The organism is Chitinophaga ginsengisoli, assembly GCF_003014595.1.
GTDB lineage: Bacteria > Bacteroidota > Bacteroidia > Chitinophagales > Chitinophagaceae > Chitinophaga > Chitinophaga ginsengisoli.
The window spans coordinates 269037-288626 of sequence record NZ_PYGK01000004.1 but is presented as its reverse complement, the minus strand read 5'-3'; the positions used below and the strand labels follow the sequence as shown (position 1 = coordinate 288626).

The following is a 19590-nucleotide window of genomic DNA, read 5'->3' as shown; positions in this document are numbered from 1 at the left end:
TGAACTTGAATACACCGATCTTATTGCTGGTATTTAACCGTCCGCAACAGGCGATACGGATACTGGAAAGCATACGGCAGCAACAACCTGCCCGGTTATTTATTGCAGCAGACGGACCCCGTTACGACAAACCAGGGGAAGCCACCCTATGTAGGGAGACCAGGGATGCCATCCTGCAAAGGCTGGACTGGACCTGCGAAATACACACCTTATTCAGAGACCAGAACCTTGGTTGCGCCTTTGCTGTGAGCAGCGCCATCGACTGGTTTTTCTCACAGGTGGAAGAAGGGATTATACTGGAAGATGATTGTCTGCCTGATCCATCCTTTTACAGTTTCTGTGAGATACTGCTGGAACGTTACCGCGACAATATGCAGATAATGCATATTGGTGGTACTAACTATCAGGCCGGTATCACCCGTGGAGATGCTTCTTATTATTTCTCCCGTTATGCACATATATGGGGTTGGGCCACCTGGAAAAGAGCATGGAAGTACTATGACTTTACATTGCTCAGGTATAAGAATGTTCCCCCGGATGATCTTCCTCCGCAATTCAGATGGGACCTGGAATCCTTTCATGAACAAAAAATGGATACCTGGGACACTCAGTGGTTCCTGAGCGTACTTTTTAACAAAGGACTTGCCGTAACACCCAACACAAACCTGATCAGGAATATTGGCTATGGGAAAGAGGCCACCCACACCAGAACTGAACCGGTGTGGTTTAAAAAAATGGTATATGGCTCTATTTTCCACATCCTGCATCCGGCTGAGATTATTGCAGACCAGGAGGCAGATGCATATACGTTAGATACGGTGTTTAAATGTAGTCCCCTCTTCTATATGGTGAAAAAGATTGTCAAGAATAATACACTCCTGTATAACCTCTACAAACGCATATCATAAGTACTATGGCAGATACAATCTATGATATACTTGTAAGCAGCAATATCTATGTGGAGGTTTTCAAAGAAACCATGCCGCTGATAATTGCCGGCACATTACTGCATCTGCATTACCATAACCGTATTACTGCGCTGGAGGCCATACTGTACGCGTTTGCTACTGAGGCATACACTATGCTTAAAGTGGGTCCTACCTTTACCGCGACCTTCTTCGTGAGCGCCGCCTTTTTGCTTGAGCAGATACATCTCTTCATAAGGGGAGAGATCTATATACGCCGGAAATTCCTGTTACTACTGGTACTTCCTGCCTTGTCGAGCATTGTCATATTCCTGATCGTGCAGTTTTACAGGGATCCGTTCTATTATCCACCAGGTAAGCAAACAGCCTTCTATCTGCGGCCCGTTTATTTCTACATAAAAACATACCTGCCCCTATTTGCCATCGGCGCCAAGATCCTGCAGGATAAAGAAAAGATCTCATTTGATTTCTTCGCAGATGTAATGAAAAGGATCGCGAAATTCTCTTTTGTGATCGCCGCGCTGCAGATATTCTGCCAGATCATTTTACATAATGAAACGCTTGGAGAGATACTGGGCCTGCAACAACGGTATATGATGGAAGCATCCACATTCATCTTCAGCATCCGTGTACAGGCATTATTCGGAGAGCCTAAAGTGTTCAGCGCCTTCCTTTCTTTATGTATTCCCCTGTTCATGAGAGACAAAGAATACCGCATGGCGGCCCTCTCTGTACTGATGGGCATACTGACGGTGTCACAGACGTTCTGGATCAATATGCTGTCGGCTACACTGGTATTCATGGTAGTATCCCGGATATCTTCCACCCGGCTCAAAATAACCGGTACCCTGGGAATCATTATCGGGCTGTTCCTCGTCATCGCCGAGTCCAAAGACTACTTTATAAAGCTGTATGCCAAAAACCAGAACAGCACCATGTATCAGCTGGTATTTAAAAGATCGGTATACCGGTATGACAATACCTTCTGGCAGAAAAACAATGTTATACTGGGAATGCCCCTCCAGCGGGATATGGAGCTACCGGTAGTGGACTTCTTCAGAGATCAGCCATACCTGCTTTTGTCGGGCTATGGGGCAGGCAACAGCACTTTTATTCCGGCACAATACTTCTTCGGACAGATGAATTACGAGAACAGGTTGAATGGGATAGGCGGCCATAACCTCAACATGAGATGGTTCTATATAATGGCGGAATTTGGCATCTTTTCCCTGATCATCTTCTTCACTATACTGACACAAACCAGACGGGATATACCTCTTTTTCAGAGCAGCTATTTTGCTTTTATATGGGTGTGTTTCTTCTTCAGTCAGATAGATCTTTTCCTGATCATTACAGCGTTGCTATGCACTTATGATCCGGATGAATCACCCTTGTTGACAATATATAAACCTGATCATTCTTATTAGGGCTTATGCAGATATTTCTTGACAATATCGTTTTCACTATACAAAAAGCCGGTGGCGTATCTGTCTACTGGTACGAGCTGCTGCAAGGGATGTGCAATGCCGGTCTGGCTGTCAATTTCCTGAACGCGGGATTAAATCCTTCCAACATTTTTGAACAACAGCTGGATTATCATCGTCATCCCTGCTTCCGCGAAAGCTGGATTCCGCCAAAATACTTGCGCTATCTGCCTCTTCAATATTCCTTACCCCCCAATGCCATTTTCCATGGTGGTTACCTGCGTGTGTCACCACAAAAGGATATCGTGAATATTCTTACCGTACATGATTTCGCCCACGAACGAAAAATAGCAACTCCTTTCCCGCGTGGATTGGCAAACACCCGGCAAAAGGCCTACGGTATAAAACGGGCGGACGGTATCATCTGTATTTCTGACAGCACCCGGAAGGAATTGCTACATTTCTACCCTGATACCGATCCGGCGAAGCTGAAAGTGGTACATCATGGCATTGCAGATACCTTTTTTCCGCTGGATAAAAATAATCCTTCAGTTCCTGTATTACCTGTCCCGGTAGCCGCTCCCTACATATTGTATGTAGGCGGCCGGAACAACTACAAGAATTTCAACATTGCGTTGGATGTCATTGCACAATTACCGGCGCCATATAAGCTGGTGATAGCCGGTGGTGGCAGCTGGACAAAGCAGGAACAATTACTTGCTGAAGAAAAGATCCGTGGTCGTTATGTTGTCATGGAGCATGTGCTCCCCCGTGAACTGAATACACTTTACAATTATGCCTGGTGCCTGCTCTATCCCTCGTGCTATGAAGGATTTGGATTTCCGCCAGGAGAGGCCATGAAAGCAGGTTGCCCCGTTGTAGCCAGCAACTGTACATCCATACCTGAAGTAACCGGCAGTGCTGGTTTGCTTACCACTGAAATAACTGCAGCAACATTCGCAGAAAAAATATTACTGCTGGAAGACCAGACATTCCGGCAGCAGGTCATACAGGCTGGTTTAGCACAAGCAAGGTTGTTCACCTGGCAGAAGAGCGTAAGAGAAACAATACGTTTTTATAAAGATTGCTGGAACAATAAATTTTCGTCATGAACCTTATCTTCAAGTTAGCAGAAGCTGCTAAAGTTTTCTCACAATCCGGCAGGGGATTAACGTCATTACTGAAAAAAGGCGTATCCATTGCTTCCACACAACTGCTGCACAACTGTAAGCGCTACATTCCGGAAGTCAACACCATCCTGGATGTGGGCGCCAACAGGGGACAGTTTGCGTTATCAGCCATGCATTTTTATCCCAATGCCGGCATTCACTCCTTTGAACCCATACCAGCGGTATACTCTGCGCTGAAGCAGAATACCCGGAATGTACCCGGCATACACACTTACAACTTTGCACTGGGCAGCACTACGGGGACACTGGATTTTTACGCCAATCATTACTCACATGCCAGTTCGGCTTTGCATGTATCTTCATTGCAACAGCAACTCCTTCCCCAAACAGCAGCAGCTGATCAGATCAGTGTACCTGTAAAATGCATGGATGAACTGTTGCCTGAGATTGCTGTCAAACATCCGGTATTACTGAAACTGGACGTGCAGGGTTTTGAAAAAGAAGTACTCAAGGGAGCAGTACACTGTCTTGAGCAAATAGACTATCTACTGTTCGAGACTTCGTTTGTCCAGATGTATGACGGGGAGCCATTATTCGATGAAATGCATAATTATGTTAAAGAGCTGGGCTTCGAGTTTATAGCGCCAGTAGGATTTTTACAGACAGATGAATTACAGATCCTGCAGATGGATCTCCTGTATAAGAGAAAAAAGTAACACCACCGACATCATTCACCACAACAAAAGCTATTGCATTGTATTACCAATATCCCAAAAGCTTATCACCAGATGCAGGCTCACACATCATTGGATCCCGACGATTTGTCCCTAAAGCTTTTAAACCGACACTCATATGAAACAACATATTCATGCAAGTCAGTTTCTAAGGCAGACTGTTGATTATATCGTATTGGCTGCCGCGTTCTTATTAACAAGACAATATATCGCGTCAAAGGGAGATGTGTTCTTATCGAACTTCAATATATTTTTACTGGCGTTTAGTCTCTTTACGTGGACTATAACCGGTACGTCCCTGCACCTGTATGACGATTATCAGAAGACAAGCTCTTTCGCTTTTGAGTTTGTAGCTATACTCAAAAATGTTTTGCTGCATGTCTGCGTGTTTTCGTTCCTATTCTTTTACTGCTTCAAATTATATCCTTATCCACGTACCTTCACCTTACTGTATGGTGCCTATTTATTCATCGGCATTATTACGACAAAGTATATCGTGAAGAAGTTACTGCTGCGCTGGAGAACCCATCACACCAATCCCACGAATGTATTGATAGTTGGCACCGGTCAGACGGGTATGAATTTTTATGATACCATTACTGCCAATAATCATTTTGGTTATAACTGCGTAGGCTTTGTAGATGATCATAGCAATGCACAGATAAACGGCCGTTATCTGGGTAAGCTTTCTGAGCTGACACATATCCTCGAGTCCAATGAGATTGATGATGTAATAGTAGCATTACCGGAAACAGCAAAGGAACAAACAGCGGGAATTATCATGGCCAGTGAAAGAGCCGCCAAAAGAGTGAAGATCATTGCAGATGTACACCAGTATTGTACACCCACTACCAGTATGAATCTGCTGGGCTCTATCCCTTTGGTAAATATCCGGTCATTTGCGCTCGACGATCCCGGCCTTCAGCGCATGAAACGGGCCTTTGACATTTGCCTCACCCTCTTCATTTTTATAGCTTTCAGCTGGCTATTTATACTGATCGCTATCCTTATAAAAATGACATCCAAAGGGCCTGTACTGTTTAAACAGGAACGATGGGGCTATAAAAATAAAAAGATCACCTGTTATAAATTCCGCTCTATGAAAGTGGAAGCATCGGATGTGGATGAAAACGGAAAGTTCATGCAGGCCACACGCGATGATCAGCGGGTAACAAGCATTGGGCGTTTTCTGCGCAAAACCAACCTGGACGAGCTGCCACAGTGTATCAACGTGCTGATGGGTAACATGTCTTTTGTAGGACCGCGCCCTCATGCCACACCCCTGCATATTGAAGCAAGGGAAACGGTGGAACATTACATGCTCAGGCAAATGGTGAAACCCGGTATTACCGGCTGGGCGCAGGTAAATGGCTGCAGAGGGGAAACCCGTTTTTCCGGACAAATGCAGAAACGTGTAGATATGGATATCTGGTATATAGATAACTACAGCTTCTGGCTGGATTGTCAGATCATTTTCCAGACATTAATGAATATGATAAAGGGAGATAAAAACGCCTATTGATAGCCACTTATGTCCAAACGTTTATTATTGATAGGTGGAAATTTTGCACCAGAACTTACAGGAATTGGAAAATACAACGGCGAGATGATCAGATGGCTGGCGGACAATGACTATGATTGTACTGTTATCACATCGTTCCCTCATTATCCTCAATGGAAGGTGCAGGCGCCTTATCAGAAAAGCAGGTATTGGTTCAGGAAAGAGGTGACAGGCGACGCCAGGATCACTGTTCACAGATGTCCGCAATATATTCCCTCCAATCCTTCAGGGAAAAAGAGGTTGCTGATGGACTTCTCTTTCGCGCTGTCTGTAACGGCGAAATCACTGCAACAACTATTTACACGTAAAGCAGACATAGTAGTGGTGGTAGCGCCCCCCTTTCACCTGGGATTACTCGCTATGCTGTACAAGAAGATCCGCGGCGCGAGGTTTCTTTATCACATACAGGATTTACAGATCGAGGCTGCCCGTGATCTGCAGATGATCTCCTCCCCTTTTCTGATAAGATCATTGTTCCGTATGGAAAAATACATACTGCGCCATGCTGATATTATCAGCAGCATTTCAGACGGTATGATGAAAAAAGTACGGGAGAAAACAGAACGAGAGATATCTTTCTTCCCCAACTGGGTAGATGTTGTATTTTTCCATCCGCTGGCAAATCGGGAACAGATCAAGACCGAATATGGGTTTGCTGTTACTGACAAGGTAATATTGTATGCCGGAGCTATCGGAGAAAAGCAGGGATTGGAGGCCATTCTTCAGGTAGCTGATAGTATGAAAAAGGAGCGCCGTGTAAAATTCCTGATATGCGGAGCCGGGCCTTACCGGGAGCAACTCCGGCGGCAGGCGGTTAGTTTACAACTGGACAATGTTCACTTTCGTGATCCTGAACCTTTTGACAGATTTAACTGCCTGCTGAATATGGCAGATGTACACCTGGTTATCCAGAAAGCCAGTGCCGGCGACCTGGTTATGCCTTCAAAGCTAACCACTATTCTGGCAGTAGGTGGGCTTGCATTGGTAACGGCCAATGAACATACCAGTTTACATACACTTGTAAAGGAGAATAATATAGGGATCGTAATAGATGCAGATAGCCCGGAAGCCTTAAAAGAAGGCATCTGCCTGGCAATTAATAAAAAACAAGAGCACATTACCAGGAATGCCCGGCAATATGCTCTTAATTATTTGGCTATAGATAAAATAATGTCCCGCTTAGATCAGGTCATCAGGGCTTCCACATGATATTGGCGCCACCGGTGGTATTCGTTGCTCCGTTATTGGTGGAAGTGAACTGCACGTTACAGAAGCTCACCATCGTGGTGGTACCATTCAGCGCTACATATACAGTACCTTGACTTGCGGTAAAAGGCGACTGGGTGGTAACGTTGAAAGTTATCCTTGCTTTACCGGCAGGCACAGCACCGGTACCTGTTGTCACGGTATATTGCCCTTCGGTCGGAGGCTGATTGCCAGGGAACTCGAAGCTAGCTAAGGCCAGACCACCATTATCTGCTTGAATAAGATAGTTGGAGTTGGCAACCATTCCCTGCACCCTGGTGAAAGATACCTGCGTAACCTGGTTGATCTTTAATACGTTACTGTCCAGACCACAAGGGTTCCACGGACCAGTTACGATAATGGAACCTGAGGTAACTGTATAAGTACATCCACCATTGGTTACCACACTAAGTGTGTATACCTGATTCCCTTTGGGGGGATTAGGTATTTCAGGAGCCTTTTCGTGAGATACGAAGCCGTTTGGCCCTTCCCAGGTGTAGGTTTTAGGCTCAGCGATACCGAAAACAGATAATTTCAGGACGTCATTCTGGCCTAAAGGAGCGTTAGAATTTATTACAGGGTTCTGCGTAGGGCACGTGGTTTCTTTTCCACCTCCGCCGCCACCGCATCCCACTAATAACGCTGAGATACCAATAATTACTAATAAGAAATATTGCCGCATTGCTGAATATTCATCAAAACTCTTAATATTATTACTACAGTATTTCAAACAATATTTTGAAATAACATTTCGTTTAAATGGTCTCATAAGGATACACCTTCCGATTGCCGACCAGCTCCTGACATTCCTGATCGCGGAAAAATCTACTAAATCAGATAAAAACGACAATCTCAATGTTGGCATAATACTTGGAATAGGTGTATTTCGAGTAATAAATATAGTAAATACTTTATTTATTAATATTTTTTTATATTAATAATACAATAAGACCATATCAGAGAACCAGATAGAAAAACCATGTAATACCTATCATTAACAAGGACTTGTAAGCAGAAAAAACGCTTCAAACTTTTTTCACTTTTAGTGGACAGGGATACTCATTTCCGCTCAAAAAAGGTAAAAATTACCCCTTTTCAGACAAAAATGAAAAGGGGCCGGAATGCTATTCCGACCCCTGAAATTGTAAAAAGTTCTCAAGTTTACTTACTTGATGCTGATCGTTTGTTCAGATAAATTCCATCCGGAAACTGTCACAACCGCATTACTACTTTTCCCGATCGCTTCCCCACTGATTGTCACGATCTTCTCTTCACCTGGCAATACGGACACATAATTATCATTATAGAAAACAGGCAGGATACGTTGCTTTGTTTTGCTGTCCACCAGAGATACGCGGTTGAAAAACGCAATCGGGCCATTGGCTGGATTACTGATCTTCACCCTGATACTATCAGTACCAGCCTTTTGTGCCACTATCTGTACTTTGGCGGCCTCCATTTTCTGCAATCCAGAGTAATTGCCCGTGCTATCGGGGAACCAGTACAGGTTATCATCTATAATCTGCTGGTCCTTGTCCCTTAAACGTGCCAGCAGGAACATACCTTCCTTTGCACCCATTCTCTCAATAGCTCCTTTTACAGAAAGATACTTCTGCAATGATTTCGGGCTGATCTCCGTAAACACCTGGGTAAGCTGTTTTTTATGGCCCTGCATATCGTAGGCATCCAGTTCCAGCATTACATCAGTATGATACCTGAAAGTATTGTTTACAGTATATATATTACCATCTATAGGGTTACACATTACGTGCAGCGGAGCTGCCCCTGTGCGGTTACCATACAGACAGGCATTAGGATCGAGGTAGTAGTCATACATCTGTCCGCGCAAAGCCGTCCATGGGTTCTGGGTTTTCCAGATGATCACCCCGGTATACCAGTCCCACATATGTGAGCTGAAGCCTTCCATCAGGCCACGGTACTGATCGTAGTTCACGAGCTGCGCTTTATTGGCGAAATCCTTTACATCTTTTGGTTTGCCATATGGATCTACATAATCGAAGTAAGGGATATATTTATGATAATCCCATACGGAATCCACGCCACCTTTTACATTCTGAGGCACTTTCATATTCGCTGCCGGAATGAAACGCTCCAGTGATTCGTAGTCGCCTACCCCTACAGACCCTACTTCAGAGTTGAAAGGGAACGTTCTTTCGTTCCAGAAAACAGACAGTGGCTGTATATTGTAAGGACCATCTCCATTACCACCTAAGGTATTGTAAGACATACTATCTGTGTTGGAATAATGGAAGAAGAAACGGGTATTGTCCAGTGAAGGCAGCAGAGAATCTTTGATGGCCGCCAGTATATCCGCCGGAGGCGTAATTTCATTACCACCACACCAGAAAGCCAGGGAAGCATGGTTGCGTAGCATCTTAATCTGGTCAGCCACAGATTCGATGAACAGGTTATGGTCATCAGGATAACGACGACGTGTCCATTGATCTTCTTTCTTCATAGGATCAACCCATCTGCCGTTACAATCGCCTGACATCCAGAAGTCCTGGAATACCAGCATACCATATTTGTCGCAGGCTTCGAAGAACTCCGGCCGCTCGGTCAGACTTCCACCCCAGATACGGATCAGGTTCAGGTTCATATCCCTGTGAAAACGTATTTCCGCATCGTAACGCTCCTTGCTGAAACGGAACATCGCGTCAGAGGTGATCCAGTTACCACCTTTGATAAATACCCGCTGGCCGTTTACCGCTACTTCACGGCTGCTTGTATGTGCATTCCAATACGTCTGTATTTCCCTTACACCAAAGCTAACATCTTCAGTATCATCTACACCGGCGTTCTCTACGAACTCCAGCTGGAGCTTATACATATGCTGAGGACCATAACCATTTGGCCACCACAGTTCCGGCTGTTTCAATTCCATATCAGGCAGTTGCACTGTAGCAGTAGCATGCGCAGCCAGTGTTACCTTCCGGGAAACAGTATTACCAGCCAGCTTATAGCGCAGCGTACCTTCTATGCTTTTGTCTGTTGCATTCTCCACGGTGGCACCCACAAGAATATTGGCAGGCGCCTGGTTTCCTTCCGGCAGTCTTACGCCAGGTACTTTTGTAATGACCTGTGGATCTTTAATGCGTACAGCACCCGTCTTTTCAATGGTCACCTTGTCCCATATGCCGGTGTTACGGTCACGCATTGGCTGGATCCAGTCCCATCCTGCAGTATACTGAGGACCAACGTTCTTCGCAATGGTACCATCGCCACCTTGGCCGCCATTAGGATTTCCTACGACAGCAGGCGGATATACCACCACTGCCAGGCGGTTCTTACCGTCTTTGGCCAACCATTGTGTAATATTATAAGAATGACGCAGATACGTTCCAAAATGAGTATTTGGGTTCAGACGGTGACCGTTCAGATAAATATCGCAGCCATCATTTACCCCTCTGAAATGCAGCCAGACCTGTCCGTCGGCAGCAGGCTTCTGTTCAGTGAAATCCTTTACAAACCAGTAGGTGTAGTGATCTTTGCCGGTGGTATAAATATCCGGGATCTGCTGGTTGTTCATTCCATAGAAGGGATCAGGCACCAGCTTGTTGTTCAGCAGTGTTGTCAGCACCGTACCAGGTACAGTGGCTGGCAACCAGCCTGAAAGCTTGTAGGAAGGCGCAGAAAGCGCTTCTCCTTTTACAGTGACCTTGGCAATATTATTACATTGCCACCCACTGTTCAGTTCATATTGGCTTTGTGCTGCCAATGGTAAAAAAGGTGCTAATAAAAGACCTGTTGCATTCAGTAATTTCCGAACCATAATGTGCATGAGAGTTTATAGGTAGTGATTCCCCCTTGTTCACTAATCAGACAAAAATATGGGTTGAAAGTTCAAAATCAAAATACTGAAGGGCTAATATTGGATAGACGGCAACAGAAAAAAGCCAGGGGCAATAATGCACCATTAATTGTGAATTCCCTATTACCAGAAGGAGATATTTAAAAAAATGCTGGTATAAGACTAAACCAGCAACTGTTTAAACCTACAACTGTTATATTATGCGTTTAAGTGCATAAATAAACCTCGACAAAGATACAGCAATGAGCAACCGGAAAGAGGTTGCTTTCTCCGAGTATACCGCTTACCTAAAGGTTACCTGTTGACAGGCATAAAAAAAGGGGAAAAGTGATATGATCACCTTCCCCCTTTTTTATCAACTGCTATTTATTATGGAATAGGAGCCGAGTCTACAATTACAACCTTTGTCCATACTGTTGCACTTGGAGGATTAATGGTAGACCCATCAGCGCCCTGTACTTCGAGGAACAGGCTACCAGTAGTATAGCTATAAACGAAGGTAGATCCGTTAAACACGTCAGGTATAGCTTCGTAGGTCACTTTATCCGAAGAGATGTATACCAGTATGCCACTATTTTGATTTACATCATTATCTATTTCGTCGATTGGAAGTTCTGCAAAATAGGTTTTGGTTTGTGAATCATATTTCCATGATGAAGGTTTTACTTCAAAAAGAATAGTGCGGTTAGGCTGCACTACTTGCTGTTGAATAATTTCTTCTTTTTTGCAGCTGGTGAACAATATCCCCAACATCAGCATTGGCAGAAGCAAGAGTGATTTCATAATAGAGCCGATTGACAGTGATTTAATATAGATTGATATTATAAACTTTATTAGATATGAATTAAATATCAAATAGGATGCCACAAACGTTTTTTACAGTCCAATGGCCGCCAGCGTTGACTTTGCGGCCTGTGCAACAATGGGGTCAGGATTATTAAGCAATAGCCTGATAAACCGTTCCTGCCCTACCGCCTGTTTTTGCGCCAGCAACTGCAACAAGATAACCTGCACGTATGGAGGTGCATGTTGCATGGATACCGCAATATGACCAGGCACTTCGCTACTCCGAATGGTCAGTAGAGCATCTCCTATTGCTTTTGCGGTAGTAGTATCTGCTGTTTTCATTGCCACTAGCAGAGGGCTAAGCATTTCAATACTCTGTAATTGTCCCGCTGCATTGATCGCAGCCATTCTGACCAGTGAATCATTGTCCTTTAACACTTTGGTAAATAAGGATATTGCAGCACGTTGTTTACTATCTGCCAGCATGGTAATAATGGCCGCTTTTTTGCTGCCATCTACGCGCTCTGCTTTCTGTATCCAGCTTTCTGCATTTGCAGCGTTCATAATTCTCACAGCCAATGCCAATGCAGCCGCGCTATATTCACGATCTTTACTGTCTGATGCTATCATCAATGTATTGGTGGCATCATCATCCAGTACATCTGCCACTATTTTTAAAGCCGCAATACGGACATGTTCCAGGCTATCTCCCTTACATCTTCTCAATAAGTTAGTTGCAGCGGTCATCGCCGGAGTTGTAGGCCATTGGTGTCCCAGATTTGCGACGTACAATAAATACGCCGCTGTTGCTCCTGTTACATCATATCCGTATCCCACTTTCTCTGCAGCTGCTTCCAGTATAGGACCAGTATCTCCGCCTCTTATATTTGCCAGTGCAAACAAAACGGTTCTTCTCAGAACAGGATCTTCGGACTGTGCTCTTTTAATAATGGCACCTTCCGCAGCCAGATACTTTAAGTCGCCCAATGTTTTTATCAGGCTAATCTCACACGGGCCCTGTGCTTTTTCCAGTGCTGCTTCCATCGCTATCAACGCTTCTGAACCACCTATGTGTTTCAATACACGTACAGCAGGATCACAAAAAAGCGGCTGCAATAAATATTGCTTTAACACAGGCACTACGCTTTTATCACCAAAAAGCTGCAGCTGATCAATCAGGAATATTTTGTTCTCTGGCTGTGTAGTTAATTTCAATGCTTTTGTCCAGGCCTGCATAGCTGTTTTACGCGCATCCTCCCGCGCCGCTGCTGATACATAGGCGGCATAGCCGGATAATGCAAATTGTAAGCGGGTGTTATCGCCCTTACCGGGAGCATATAACATTAAGGCCATCTCAGTCAATCCTGCAGTTCCTAAAGCGTTTATCTGCATCATACAGCTATCCAGCTGCTGCTGGTTGCCTGCCGGCAATTGCCGTAAAATACGGTTAATCCCGGCGGCATAAGGATGCTGCACCTGCTGTGCATTCACGTTGATGCAAACCAGAAATAAAATTATGGATAGTAATTTCTTCATCATGTTCATATGTCAAACCTGCTATGACCAGCACGCACGCGCCGGTGGATCAATCAAACTGTTCGCGCCTTCATCATGCAGGAACAATTGTTTTTCGGGATCAAATTCAAGGGAACGTCCCATCTGCAATGCAATCTTCCCCATATTCACCAGTGTGCAGGAACGATGACCGTTTTCTTCATTCAGTGCAAACTTCCGTCTCTCCCGTACAGATGTAATAAAATCTGTTAGCTGCGGTGGCAGATCAGGGTAAGCAGCCAGTTTCTTCTCCAGGTCAGGTATGTCAGAACGGAAACCAGGGTATAACTTACCTGCGGGACCTTCAATAAACGCGGCCTTTTCATCCCGCCCTTCCCCATCGAGAATGATACGGCAACCATCTTTATAAGTATAGATGATACGTGACCAGGTACCCACCGCATCCGGATGCTGCTGTGGCGCCTCCACCTGCACAGATATCGGACTTGTATCGTCTTTGCCGAGTATATACTGTACAGGGTCCAGGTAATGTTGTCCCATGTCTCCCAAACCACCTCCGTCATAATCCCAGTAGCCCCTGAAGGTCTGGTGTACCCGGTGAGGATGATAAGGCTTAAAAGGCGCAGGGCCTAACCAACGGTCGTAATTCAGCTCCGGAGGTACAGGTGTAACAGGAAGGTCCGTCTTCCCGATCCAGTGTTGCTTCCAGTCGAAACCCGTATGGCGGCTCAGTGTGACCGTCAGTGGCCATCCGAGTAGTCTTGCATTCACTAGTTTTTTGATCGGCTTCACAGGTGTATTCATCCCGTAGAAATCGTCCGTAAAGCGGAACCACGTATTCAGGCGGAACATCCTTCCGAATTGCTGCACCGCTTCCATCACTCTCTTGCCTTCACCGATCGTACGCGTCATAGGCTTCTCACACCAGATATCCTTTCCGGCCCTGGCAGCCTCTATAGCAATAGTACCATGCCAGTGCGGGGGCGTAGCGATATGCACAATATCTACTTCCGGTAATTGTATTAGTTCCCGGTAATCATCAAAAGTTTTCACACCTTCTCCCAGCAACTGTTTCGCCTCCTGCAGATGCAGCTTATCCACATCACAGATGGCTACTACCCTTGTACCGCCATACCCAAAATGCACTTTTCCCATCCCACCGGTACCGATCACCCCTTTGGTCAGCTGATCGCTGGGGGCCAGGTAGCCGCGTCCCAATACATGACGGGGTACAATGGTGAAAGCCGCCACTGTACCTAGACTGTTCCTCAGAAACGACCTTCTGGACTGATTCTTTTTCTGCTCCATTTTATGGTTAAAATTGAATACTACGCGGCAAGATATAAAAATGATTTTGCAAGTGTGAATTTCTGTGATGACCGGGTCGTCCACTATCTTTTACCGCAAAATTTTTCTATATTCGTACAGGTGTCGAACTGTAGCATAACATAGTTAACCGTGACAAAGCTTTGTAATAACCCATAGACTATAGATTCCCTTAAATCTTTCACCATTAATACACAACCCATGCCGCCGCTTATCTACATCCCTGTTGTCAGGAAAAGTAAAGTCCGCAAAGGTGATTCCACTGAAGTGCAAACCGCAGGTATGCCTGTTTTCAAAACCCATTTTAAAGTCCATGCACCCTTTTACAAGACCGAAGCAGCCTACCGTCATTCCTGGTGGCCGTATAGTGACTATAGTGGAAAGCGGGACCGTTATGAAAAATTACCCGAAAAGTAATTCGCGAATCTGTATATCAGGAAAGTGTCTGAGGAACACCTAATACCAGTTACCACAAATATTGACTAGCTATGTTTAAAAAATTACTGCTTGAAATGCCGGCGGTATTGTTAACTATTCTGTTTACTTATGCCAGCATCAGCAAATTGCTACAGTATAACACCTTTCGGTTTCAGCTGGACCAGTCCCCATTTACTACGGGTTATTCGGGCCTTATTGCCTGGTTTATTCCGGCTATTGAAATAATCACCACCGCCCTGCTCCTGTTTCCGGTTACAAGGCTCAAAGGGTTTTATCTCTCCTACGGATTGATGCTGCTGTTTACAGTATATATTTATGCCATTCTGCATTACAGTTATTTCATTCCCTGTTCCTGCGGTGGCATATTATCAAAAATGAATTGGGAACAACACCTGGTATTCAATATCATCTTCACGTTGATTGCGCTTACCGGCATATTTACATTTCCTTTTAAGTCCAAAGCATAACACATATCCATTAAAGACACAACTCCTATGACAACTAGAATATCTATCGTATTACTCACCACGCTAGTAGTACTGGGTTTCATGTTTATAATCGTCCATGCTTCCCGTCAGCCGTACGAAAAGAAGCACGGTTTCAACAGGCTATTTCTTCCTGAAATCAAATTGCGGTTGATTAAAAAGATGCCGGTGCAGCATCCTCTTTATATTGCTGGAGCTGACAATGAGACGCTTTATTTTCATACTGAAGATCCCCGTATTATTGCCTATACAGATGCTGGATTCAATGCAATAAAAACAATTTCTCTTTCGATAAGCGACACTATTTGCAAGCATCTCATAAATGCTTTCAGTACCCATATCGGGTATCCAGACGCATTCATTTTCGCTTATAACATGGCAGCTATCCTATGCTATAATCTACAAACCGGCGAACATACCGTTATTTCCACCCCATCCAACTACAACAATGCAGTACAGGTCTCAGACTCCGTTTTCATCCTGAAATATTTTACCGGCGACTCAACAGATCAATCATTCTGTAAACTCAATATTCATACTAAGCAGCTTACCAAAACAAATTTGCTCACAGAGGATCTTACATCCAGCGGTACACTGCTTTATAGCAACAAGAATGCTTCCTGCTATTACATTCATCAGTACAATAACCGCATCACTATCTTTGACACTGCCTTCCATTCAATAAGGTCAGCTTATACCATCGACACCTTTACGCAAAGTCAGATCCAGTATCTCAGCAAGAACAAGACAGGCAGCAGTGATATACTGTACAAGTCCAGTGGCACCCGTATGCTCATCAACTATTTAAGCCAGCTGTATGAGGACCGTCTGTACGTCAACAGTCTGATCAAAGCGGATAATGAAACCTTACTGACAGATCAATCGGAAACAGTTATTGATGTCTACAGCACTAATATGGACAAGTACCTGGAAAGCTTTTATATTCCTGTCCCTAGCAAGCAGCATCTGAAATCGTTTTATATCTTTAACGGTAAAATACTAGCTACTTATACTAACCACCTTGCCCTTTATGAGTTTTCCAGCCTGAGCAAATGAGAATGCCCGAGTGGAATAGGATACTTGTCAGAAACGTCGTATCAGAAAAATTATAGTTCCAGATGAAACATCTTAAAGCAAACCACCTTTTAGTGGTTTTATTGCTGAGTGCTGCCGCTGCATTTGCGACCGGTAAACAAGCAACTGCGATTAGCCTGTGCGGCACAATTCCCACTACTTCCGGGCCAAGCATAAATGGAGAATGTCTTTATTCTGTTAGCGTCCAGTGCTGTTATATTGCTTCAGGTAGCTCCAGCGAATATGTGACACAAACTCAGAACGGAAATAATGTTATCATTAGGAGAAATATCTCATCTATGGTAACAATCTTTGGCATTAGGCAATAGCATCCAAAGTCCGGCTATTATCATCAGTCTTCTATTAACAGAACATCAATTAATCGCTCTCCTGCCAGGAGCGCAAGCCCATATTTGCTTAATTCGCTCCTCAGTGAAGGAATATCGTTCATTCGGGCAGCTATATTGATATCTACCCTGGATGTAAAATTGGTTTCATCTACTATTATGCCAGATTCCAATCCCTTATAGGGCACCGTTTTGCTTCCCTCATTATATGCCTGGATATGTTCGAACAACGAAGAAAAATCTGCATTCTGTAACTTTAAATAGTACATATTACCACTTACATATGGGTCTCCTCCTTTTGTTCTAAGCCGGCTGCTATCCACCAATGAGAGAATGTAACATCGTACTTTTCGTTGAACGATCCTGGCATTAACGCCAAAATACCTGTAGAGATCTTCTTTCATTTTCTTCATTAACAACTGCCTGCCCTTTCCAGCAATAATCAAGTCATAACAATACATATCCGAAGTAGTGTCAGGCGCCTGCCTGAAGTCAACCGTTAATTTGTGTAACAGGATCGTATCTCTGATACTTAAAAAAACTCTCGGTACAGGTACTAACTCCTGTTCCCATATTTCCCTGCCCATTTTTCCATATGCGATCCGTATCATCGTGGCCAATGGCAGGTTCCATGTACGAATCCTTCTCTCTGCATAGATGCCGGTATAGTCTATCGCTGAACTGGGAGGATACTTTTTGTTATATCCGCTTAACATGGAATATCCGATCAATCCCTTTATAGAGTCATTCAACATCATTTTCTCCGTGATATCAATGTCCTGATAGCTATACATAGCCGGATGCTCACCGGAAGATATGCGCACATCCTTGCTGTTTATTGCATCCAGCGATCCGCCACCGGTTAACAATGCAATGTTATCATCGTTCAATGCCTCATACCCGGTAATAGCTTTTAATACGCTGTTTTTATCTATCCAGACATAATGTGGAATATATTTATGAGGAAATGCAAAAAACAAACTATCATTCACTTTACTATTCCCCGTCCTGGCAACGGTCAATAAATTAAAGCCCTGATAGCGGATATTTTCAAATAAATCGATAACCTTCTCCAGGCTGTCATTTGTAATGGCAATTACCTGAAGCTCCTTTTTATATTTTTCCTGGATGCGTTGCAATTTCTGAAATTGTGCCAGGCAAGGCTGACAGAATATGGCCCAGAAATCAATCAATAAGGCCTTGCCACTAAATTCTGATAAACTAATTTCTGTCTTTTTGTAATTCAGCACTCCCAGCAGTTTGTAATCGGGCACAACTCCACCAATACTCAGAGGAGCATATGTTGTTGTATAACTGTAAAAAGGCTCTTTTTCCTGAGCCGGCAATAGCAAAGCACATAAAAGAAGTAGCCCTGTTAATAGGAAATATCTAAGCATCTCTCTTATCTGACATTCTGTTCTATACCACTATGTATTATTTCATCTGCAGGAATCGGATATACATAACGTGCATCATTGGGAAGCAATTGATATACGGAGCCTTTAACTATTCTCGTCAGCGTTTTGGCAAAACGGGCATCCTTATTCAATCGCCTCAGGTCAATCCAGCGAAGCCCTCTGAATAACAGTTCCTTTCTTCTTTCGGTTAATACCTTTTTCAATGCGTCGTCCGCATTCGCCGCTGTCATATCTGTATAGCTGCCGGACTTCCATCTTGTTCGTAACAGGGTATTCAAATCTTCCATGGCATGTACAGGGTCACTCAGTCTGGCATAACATTCGGCCCGGGTAATATACATTTCGTCAACAGTTATCCCTCCGAAATGATAAAAGGGGTTTCCAGAATACGTGCCTTTAAACAATTTTGTGTTTCCCATCCCATCTCTAAAAAAAAGGGACTTTCTGAGATCATTATCCTGATATTGTCTGTATAGCGCTGAATCAACAATTGTACTGCTCATTCTTAACAAACCGGTAGGAGTAAGACTTGCAAAGAATAATACTTCATCATTGAACATATCAAAAGGCAAGCTACTGGCAGTATCCAGCGTATTATAGTCCAGTAGTTTATGGTAAATTGCCAATGAGAGATTTACATAGTCCAGCGCCTCTCGGTAATTTTTTAAACTAAGATGGATCCTCGCCAGCAAGCCATATAGCGCCGCTTTAGACGGACGTGTTTTAGATGTAGCTATATCCGGCAAAAGTTCCGCTGCTACAGCAAGATCTGCCAACACTTGTTCATAGGTCGCCTTTATACTTGCACGCTGATAAATGATCTGTACGTCTGACTTCAGTCTTAGGGGAATGCCAGGATCTGTAGCGGCAGTAGCGCTATCATATGGCTTGCAGAATTCTCCGGCCAACGTGTAAAAAGACAAAGCCCGTAAAAACAGGGCAGCACCTTTTACATTATTGTATGCAGTGGTACCCATACCGGTGGTAATATGCTCAAGCCCCTCCAGTACAAGGTTACAATAATTCACTCTTACATAACCATAGGTCCAGTCTGCCGCAACATCATTCACCGGAAAAAGATCCTTGGCCCATATATAGGTATTTCTATCATTATTTGTTGAAAGTCCATTATAACGGGTATCTGTTATGTAATAATTATCGGCTCCCGCCTCTCCATATGAGGGGATGAAAGCGTTAATTATATCTGCATTGTCCAGCAATGCCTGAAAGTCAGCTATTGTTTCCGGAACATTCAATGACTGATCCGGCTTAATATCCAGTTTTTCCGTACATGCTGATAATAAAATTATAACAGCTGGAAAGAATATGCGCTTTATCATATTAAAGTC

General features: G+C 44.0%; 16 protein-coding genes. 9 read left to right on the top strand and 7 right to left on the bottom strand.

Annotation, left to right across the window (positions count from 1 at the left end; all coding sequences use genetic code 11):
• Positions 1-5 precede the first annotated feature (5 nt).
• The 6 genes from CLV42_RS12060 to CLV42_RS12035 all read left to right on the top strand — a co-directional run bounded on the left by CLV42_RS12060 (position 6) and on the right by CLV42_RS12035 (position 6984).
• Positions 6-908 carry a glycosyltransferase family 2 protein gene (locus CLV42_RS12060; RefSeq protein ID WP_106602169.1) on the top strand — a complete coding sequence of 301 codons (903 nt, stop codon included), beginning with the start codon at positions 6-8 and terminating at the stop codon, positions 906-908.
• A 5-nt stretch (positions 909-913) separates the two neighbouring features.
• Positions 914-2353: a hypothetical protein gene (locus CLV42_RS12055; RefSeq protein ID WP_106602168.1), complete on the top strand. Its 1440-nt coding sequence runs from the start codon at positions 914-916 to the stop codon at positions 2351-2353.
• Between the two features lie 5 nt (positions 2354-2358).
• The gene (locus tag CLV42_RS12050) at positions 2359-3462 is read left to right on the top strand and encodes a glycosyltransferase family 4 protein (RefSeq protein ID WP_106602167.1); all 1104 of its coding nucleotides are present in this window, start codon (positions 2359-2361) and stop codon (positions 3460-3462) included.
• Positions 3459-4196: an FkbM family methyltransferase gene (locus CLV42_RS12045; RefSeq protein ID WP_106602166.1), complete on the top strand. Its 738-nt coding sequence runs from the start codon at positions 3459-3461 to the stop codon at positions 4194-4196. Before CLV42_RS12050 ends, CLV42_RS12045 begins: the two co-directional genes overlap by 4 nt.
• Positions 4197-4332: 136 nt before the next feature.
• Positions 4333-5736, top strand: coding sequence for an undecaprenyl-phosphate glucose phosphotransferase (locus tag CLV42_RS12040; RefSeq protein ID WP_106602165.1), 1404 nt, complete (start codon positions 4333-4335; stop codon positions 5734-5736).
• Positions 5737-5745: 9 nt separating this feature from the next.
• A complete protein-coding gene (locus CLV42_RS12035; protein WP_106602164.1) occupies positions 5746-6984 on the top strand; it encodes a WcaI family glycosyltransferase in 1239 nt (412 codons plus the stop codon).
• Here CLV42_RS12035 and CLV42_RS12030 read toward each other — a convergent pair.
• From CLV42_RS12030 to CLV42_RS12010, 5 genes are all read right to left on the bottom strand, one after another.
• Positions 6968-7702 carry a hypothetical protein gene (locus CLV42_RS12030; RefSeq protein ID WP_106602163.1) on the bottom strand — a complete coding sequence of 245 codons (735 nt, stop codon included), beginning with the start codon at positions 7700-7702 and terminating at the stop codon, positions 6968-6970. The genes CLV42_RS12035 and CLV42_RS12030 overlap by 17 nt on opposite strands.
• 483 nt (positions 7703-8185) lie before the next feature.
• The gene (locus tag CLV42_RS12025; protein WP_245901632.1) at positions 8186-10813 is read right to left on the bottom strand and encodes a glycoside hydrolase family 2 protein; all 2628 of its coding nucleotides are present in this window, start codon (positions 10811-10813) and stop codon (positions 8186-8188) included.
• A 408-nt stretch (positions 10814-11221) separates the two neighbouring features.
• Positions 11222-11635 carry a hypothetical protein gene (locus tag CLV42_RS12020; protein ID WP_146154368.1) on the bottom strand — a complete coding sequence of 138 codons (414 nt, stop codon included), beginning with the start codon at positions 11633-11635 and terminating at the stop codon, positions 11222-11224.
• A gap of 93 nt (positions 11636-11728) precedes the next feature.
• Positions 11729-13177 carry a HEAT repeat domain-containing protein gene (locus tag CLV42_RS12015; protein ID WP_170117476.1) on the bottom strand — a complete coding sequence of 483 codons (1449 nt, stop codon included), beginning with the start codon at positions 13175-13177 and terminating at the stop codon, positions 11729-11731.
• An 18-nt stretch (positions 13178-13195) separates the two neighbouring features.
• Positions 13196-14461 carry a Gfo/Idh/MocA family oxidoreductase gene (locus CLV42_RS12010; RefSeq protein WP_106602159.1) on the bottom strand — a complete coding sequence of 422 codons (1266 nt, stop codon included), beginning with the start codon at positions 14459-14461 and terminating at the stop codon, positions 13196-13198.
• A gap of 219 nt (positions 14462-14680) precedes the next feature.
• Between CLV42_RS12010 and CLV42_RS12005 the strand changes: the two genes are divergently transcribed.
• The 3 genes from CLV42_RS12005 to CLV42_RS11995 all read left to right on the top strand — a co-directional run bounded on the left by CLV42_RS12005 (position 14681) and on the right by CLV42_RS11995 (position 16458).
• On the top strand, positions 14681-14896 hold the full coding sequence (locus CLV42_RS12005; protein ID WP_106602158.1) for a hypothetical protein: 216 nt from the start codon (positions 14681-14683) through the stop codon (positions 14894-14896).
• A gap of 71 nt (positions 14897-14967) precedes the next feature.
• The gene (locus CLV42_RS12000) at positions 14968-15384 is read left to right on the top strand and encodes a MauE/DoxX family redox-associated membrane protein (RefSeq protein WP_106602157.1); all 417 of its coding nucleotides are present in this window, start codon (positions 14968-14970) and stop codon (positions 15382-15384) included.
• A gap of 27 nt (positions 15385-15411) precedes the next feature.
• A complete protein-coding gene (locus CLV42_RS11995; RefSeq protein ID WP_146154367.1) occupies positions 15412-16458 on the top strand; it encodes a hypothetical protein in 1047 nt (348 codons plus the stop codon).
• Between the two features lie 370 nt (positions 16459-16828).
• Here CLV42_RS11995 and CLV42_RS11985 read toward each other — a convergent pair whose 3' ends face one another.
• Together CLV42_RS11985 and CLV42_RS11980 are read right to left on the bottom strand one after the other, a co-directional pair.
• A complete protein-coding gene (locus CLV42_RS11985; protein ID WP_106602154.1) occupies positions 16829-18220 on the bottom strand; it encodes a TlpA family protein disulfide reductase in 1392 nt (463 codons plus the stop codon).
• Between the two features lie 5 nt (positions 18221-18225).
• Positions 18226-19581: a RagB/SusD family nutrient uptake outer membrane protein gene (locus tag CLV42_RS11980; protein WP_106602153.1), complete on the bottom strand. Its 1356-nt coding sequence runs from the start codon at positions 19579-19581 to the stop codon at positions 18226-18228.
• Positions 19582-19590: the final 9 nt, after the last annotated feature.

What these genes read in the sequence shown, in the direction of transcription:
- CLV42_RS11985 (WP_106602154.1), bottom strand. Translation starts at nt 18,220, where the DNA reads ATGCTTAGATATTTCCTATTAACAGGGCTACTTCTTTTATGTGCTTTG.
- CLV42_RS11995 (WP_146154367.1), top strand. Translation starts at nt 15,412, where the DNA reads ATGACAACTAGAATATCTATCGTATTACTCACCACGCTAGTAGTACTG.
- CLV42_RS11980 (WP_106602153.1), bottom strand. Translation starts at nt 19,581, where the DNA reads ATGATAAAGCGCATATTCTTTCCAGCTGTTATAATTTTATTATCAGCA.
- CLV42_RS12030 (WP_106602163.1), bottom strand. Translation starts at nt 7,702, where the DNA reads ATGCGGCAATATTTCTTATTAGTAATTATTGGTATCTCAGCGTTATTA.
- CLV42_RS12015 (WP_170117476.1), bottom strand. Translation starts at nt 13,177, where the DNA reads ATGATGAAGAAATTACTATCCATAATTTTATTTCTGGTTTGCATCAAC.
- CLV42_RS12045 (WP_106602166.1), top strand. Translation starts at nt 3,459, where the DNA reads ATGAACCTTATCTTCAAGTTAGCAGAAGCTGCTAAAGTTTTCTCACAA.
- CLV42_RS12035 (WP_106602164.1), top strand. Translation starts at nt 5,746, where the DNA reads ATGTCCAAACGTTTATTATTGATAGGTGGAAATTTTGCACCAGAACTT.
- CLV42_RS12055 (WP_106602168.1), top strand. Translation starts at nt 914, where the DNA reads ATGGCAGATACAATCTATGATATACTTGTAAGCAGCAATATCTATGTG.
- CLV42_RS12010 (WP_106602159.1), bottom strand. Translation starts at nt 14,461, where the DNA reads ATGGAGCAGAAAAAGAATCAGTCCAGAAGGTCGTTTCTGAGGAACAGT.
- CLV42_RS12020 (WP_146154368.1), bottom strand. Translation starts at nt 11,635, where the DNA reads ATGAAATCACTCTTGCTTCTGCCAATGCTGATGTTGGGGATATTGTTC.
- CLV42_RS12025 (WP_245901632.1), bottom strand. Translation starts at nt 10,813, where the DNA reads ATGGTTCGGAAATTACTGAATGCAACAGGTCTTTTATTAGCACCTTTT.
- CLV42_RS12050 (WP_106602167.1), top strand. Translation starts at nt 2,359, where the DNA reads ATGCAGATATTTCTTGACAATATCGTTTTCACTATACAAAAAGCCGGT.
- CLV42_RS12000 (WP_106602157.1), top strand. Translation starts at nt 14,968, where the DNA reads ATGTTTAAAAAATTACTGCTTGAAATGCCGGCGGTATTGTTAACTATT.
- CLV42_RS12040 (WP_106602165.1), top strand. Translation starts at nt 4,333, where the DNA reads ATGAAACAACATATTCATGCAAGTCAGTTTCTAAGGCAGACTGTTGAT.
- CLV42_RS12005 (WP_106602158.1), top strand. Translation starts at nt 14,681, where the DNA reads ATGCCGCCGCTTATCTACATCCCTGTTGTCAGGAAAAGTAAAGTCCGC.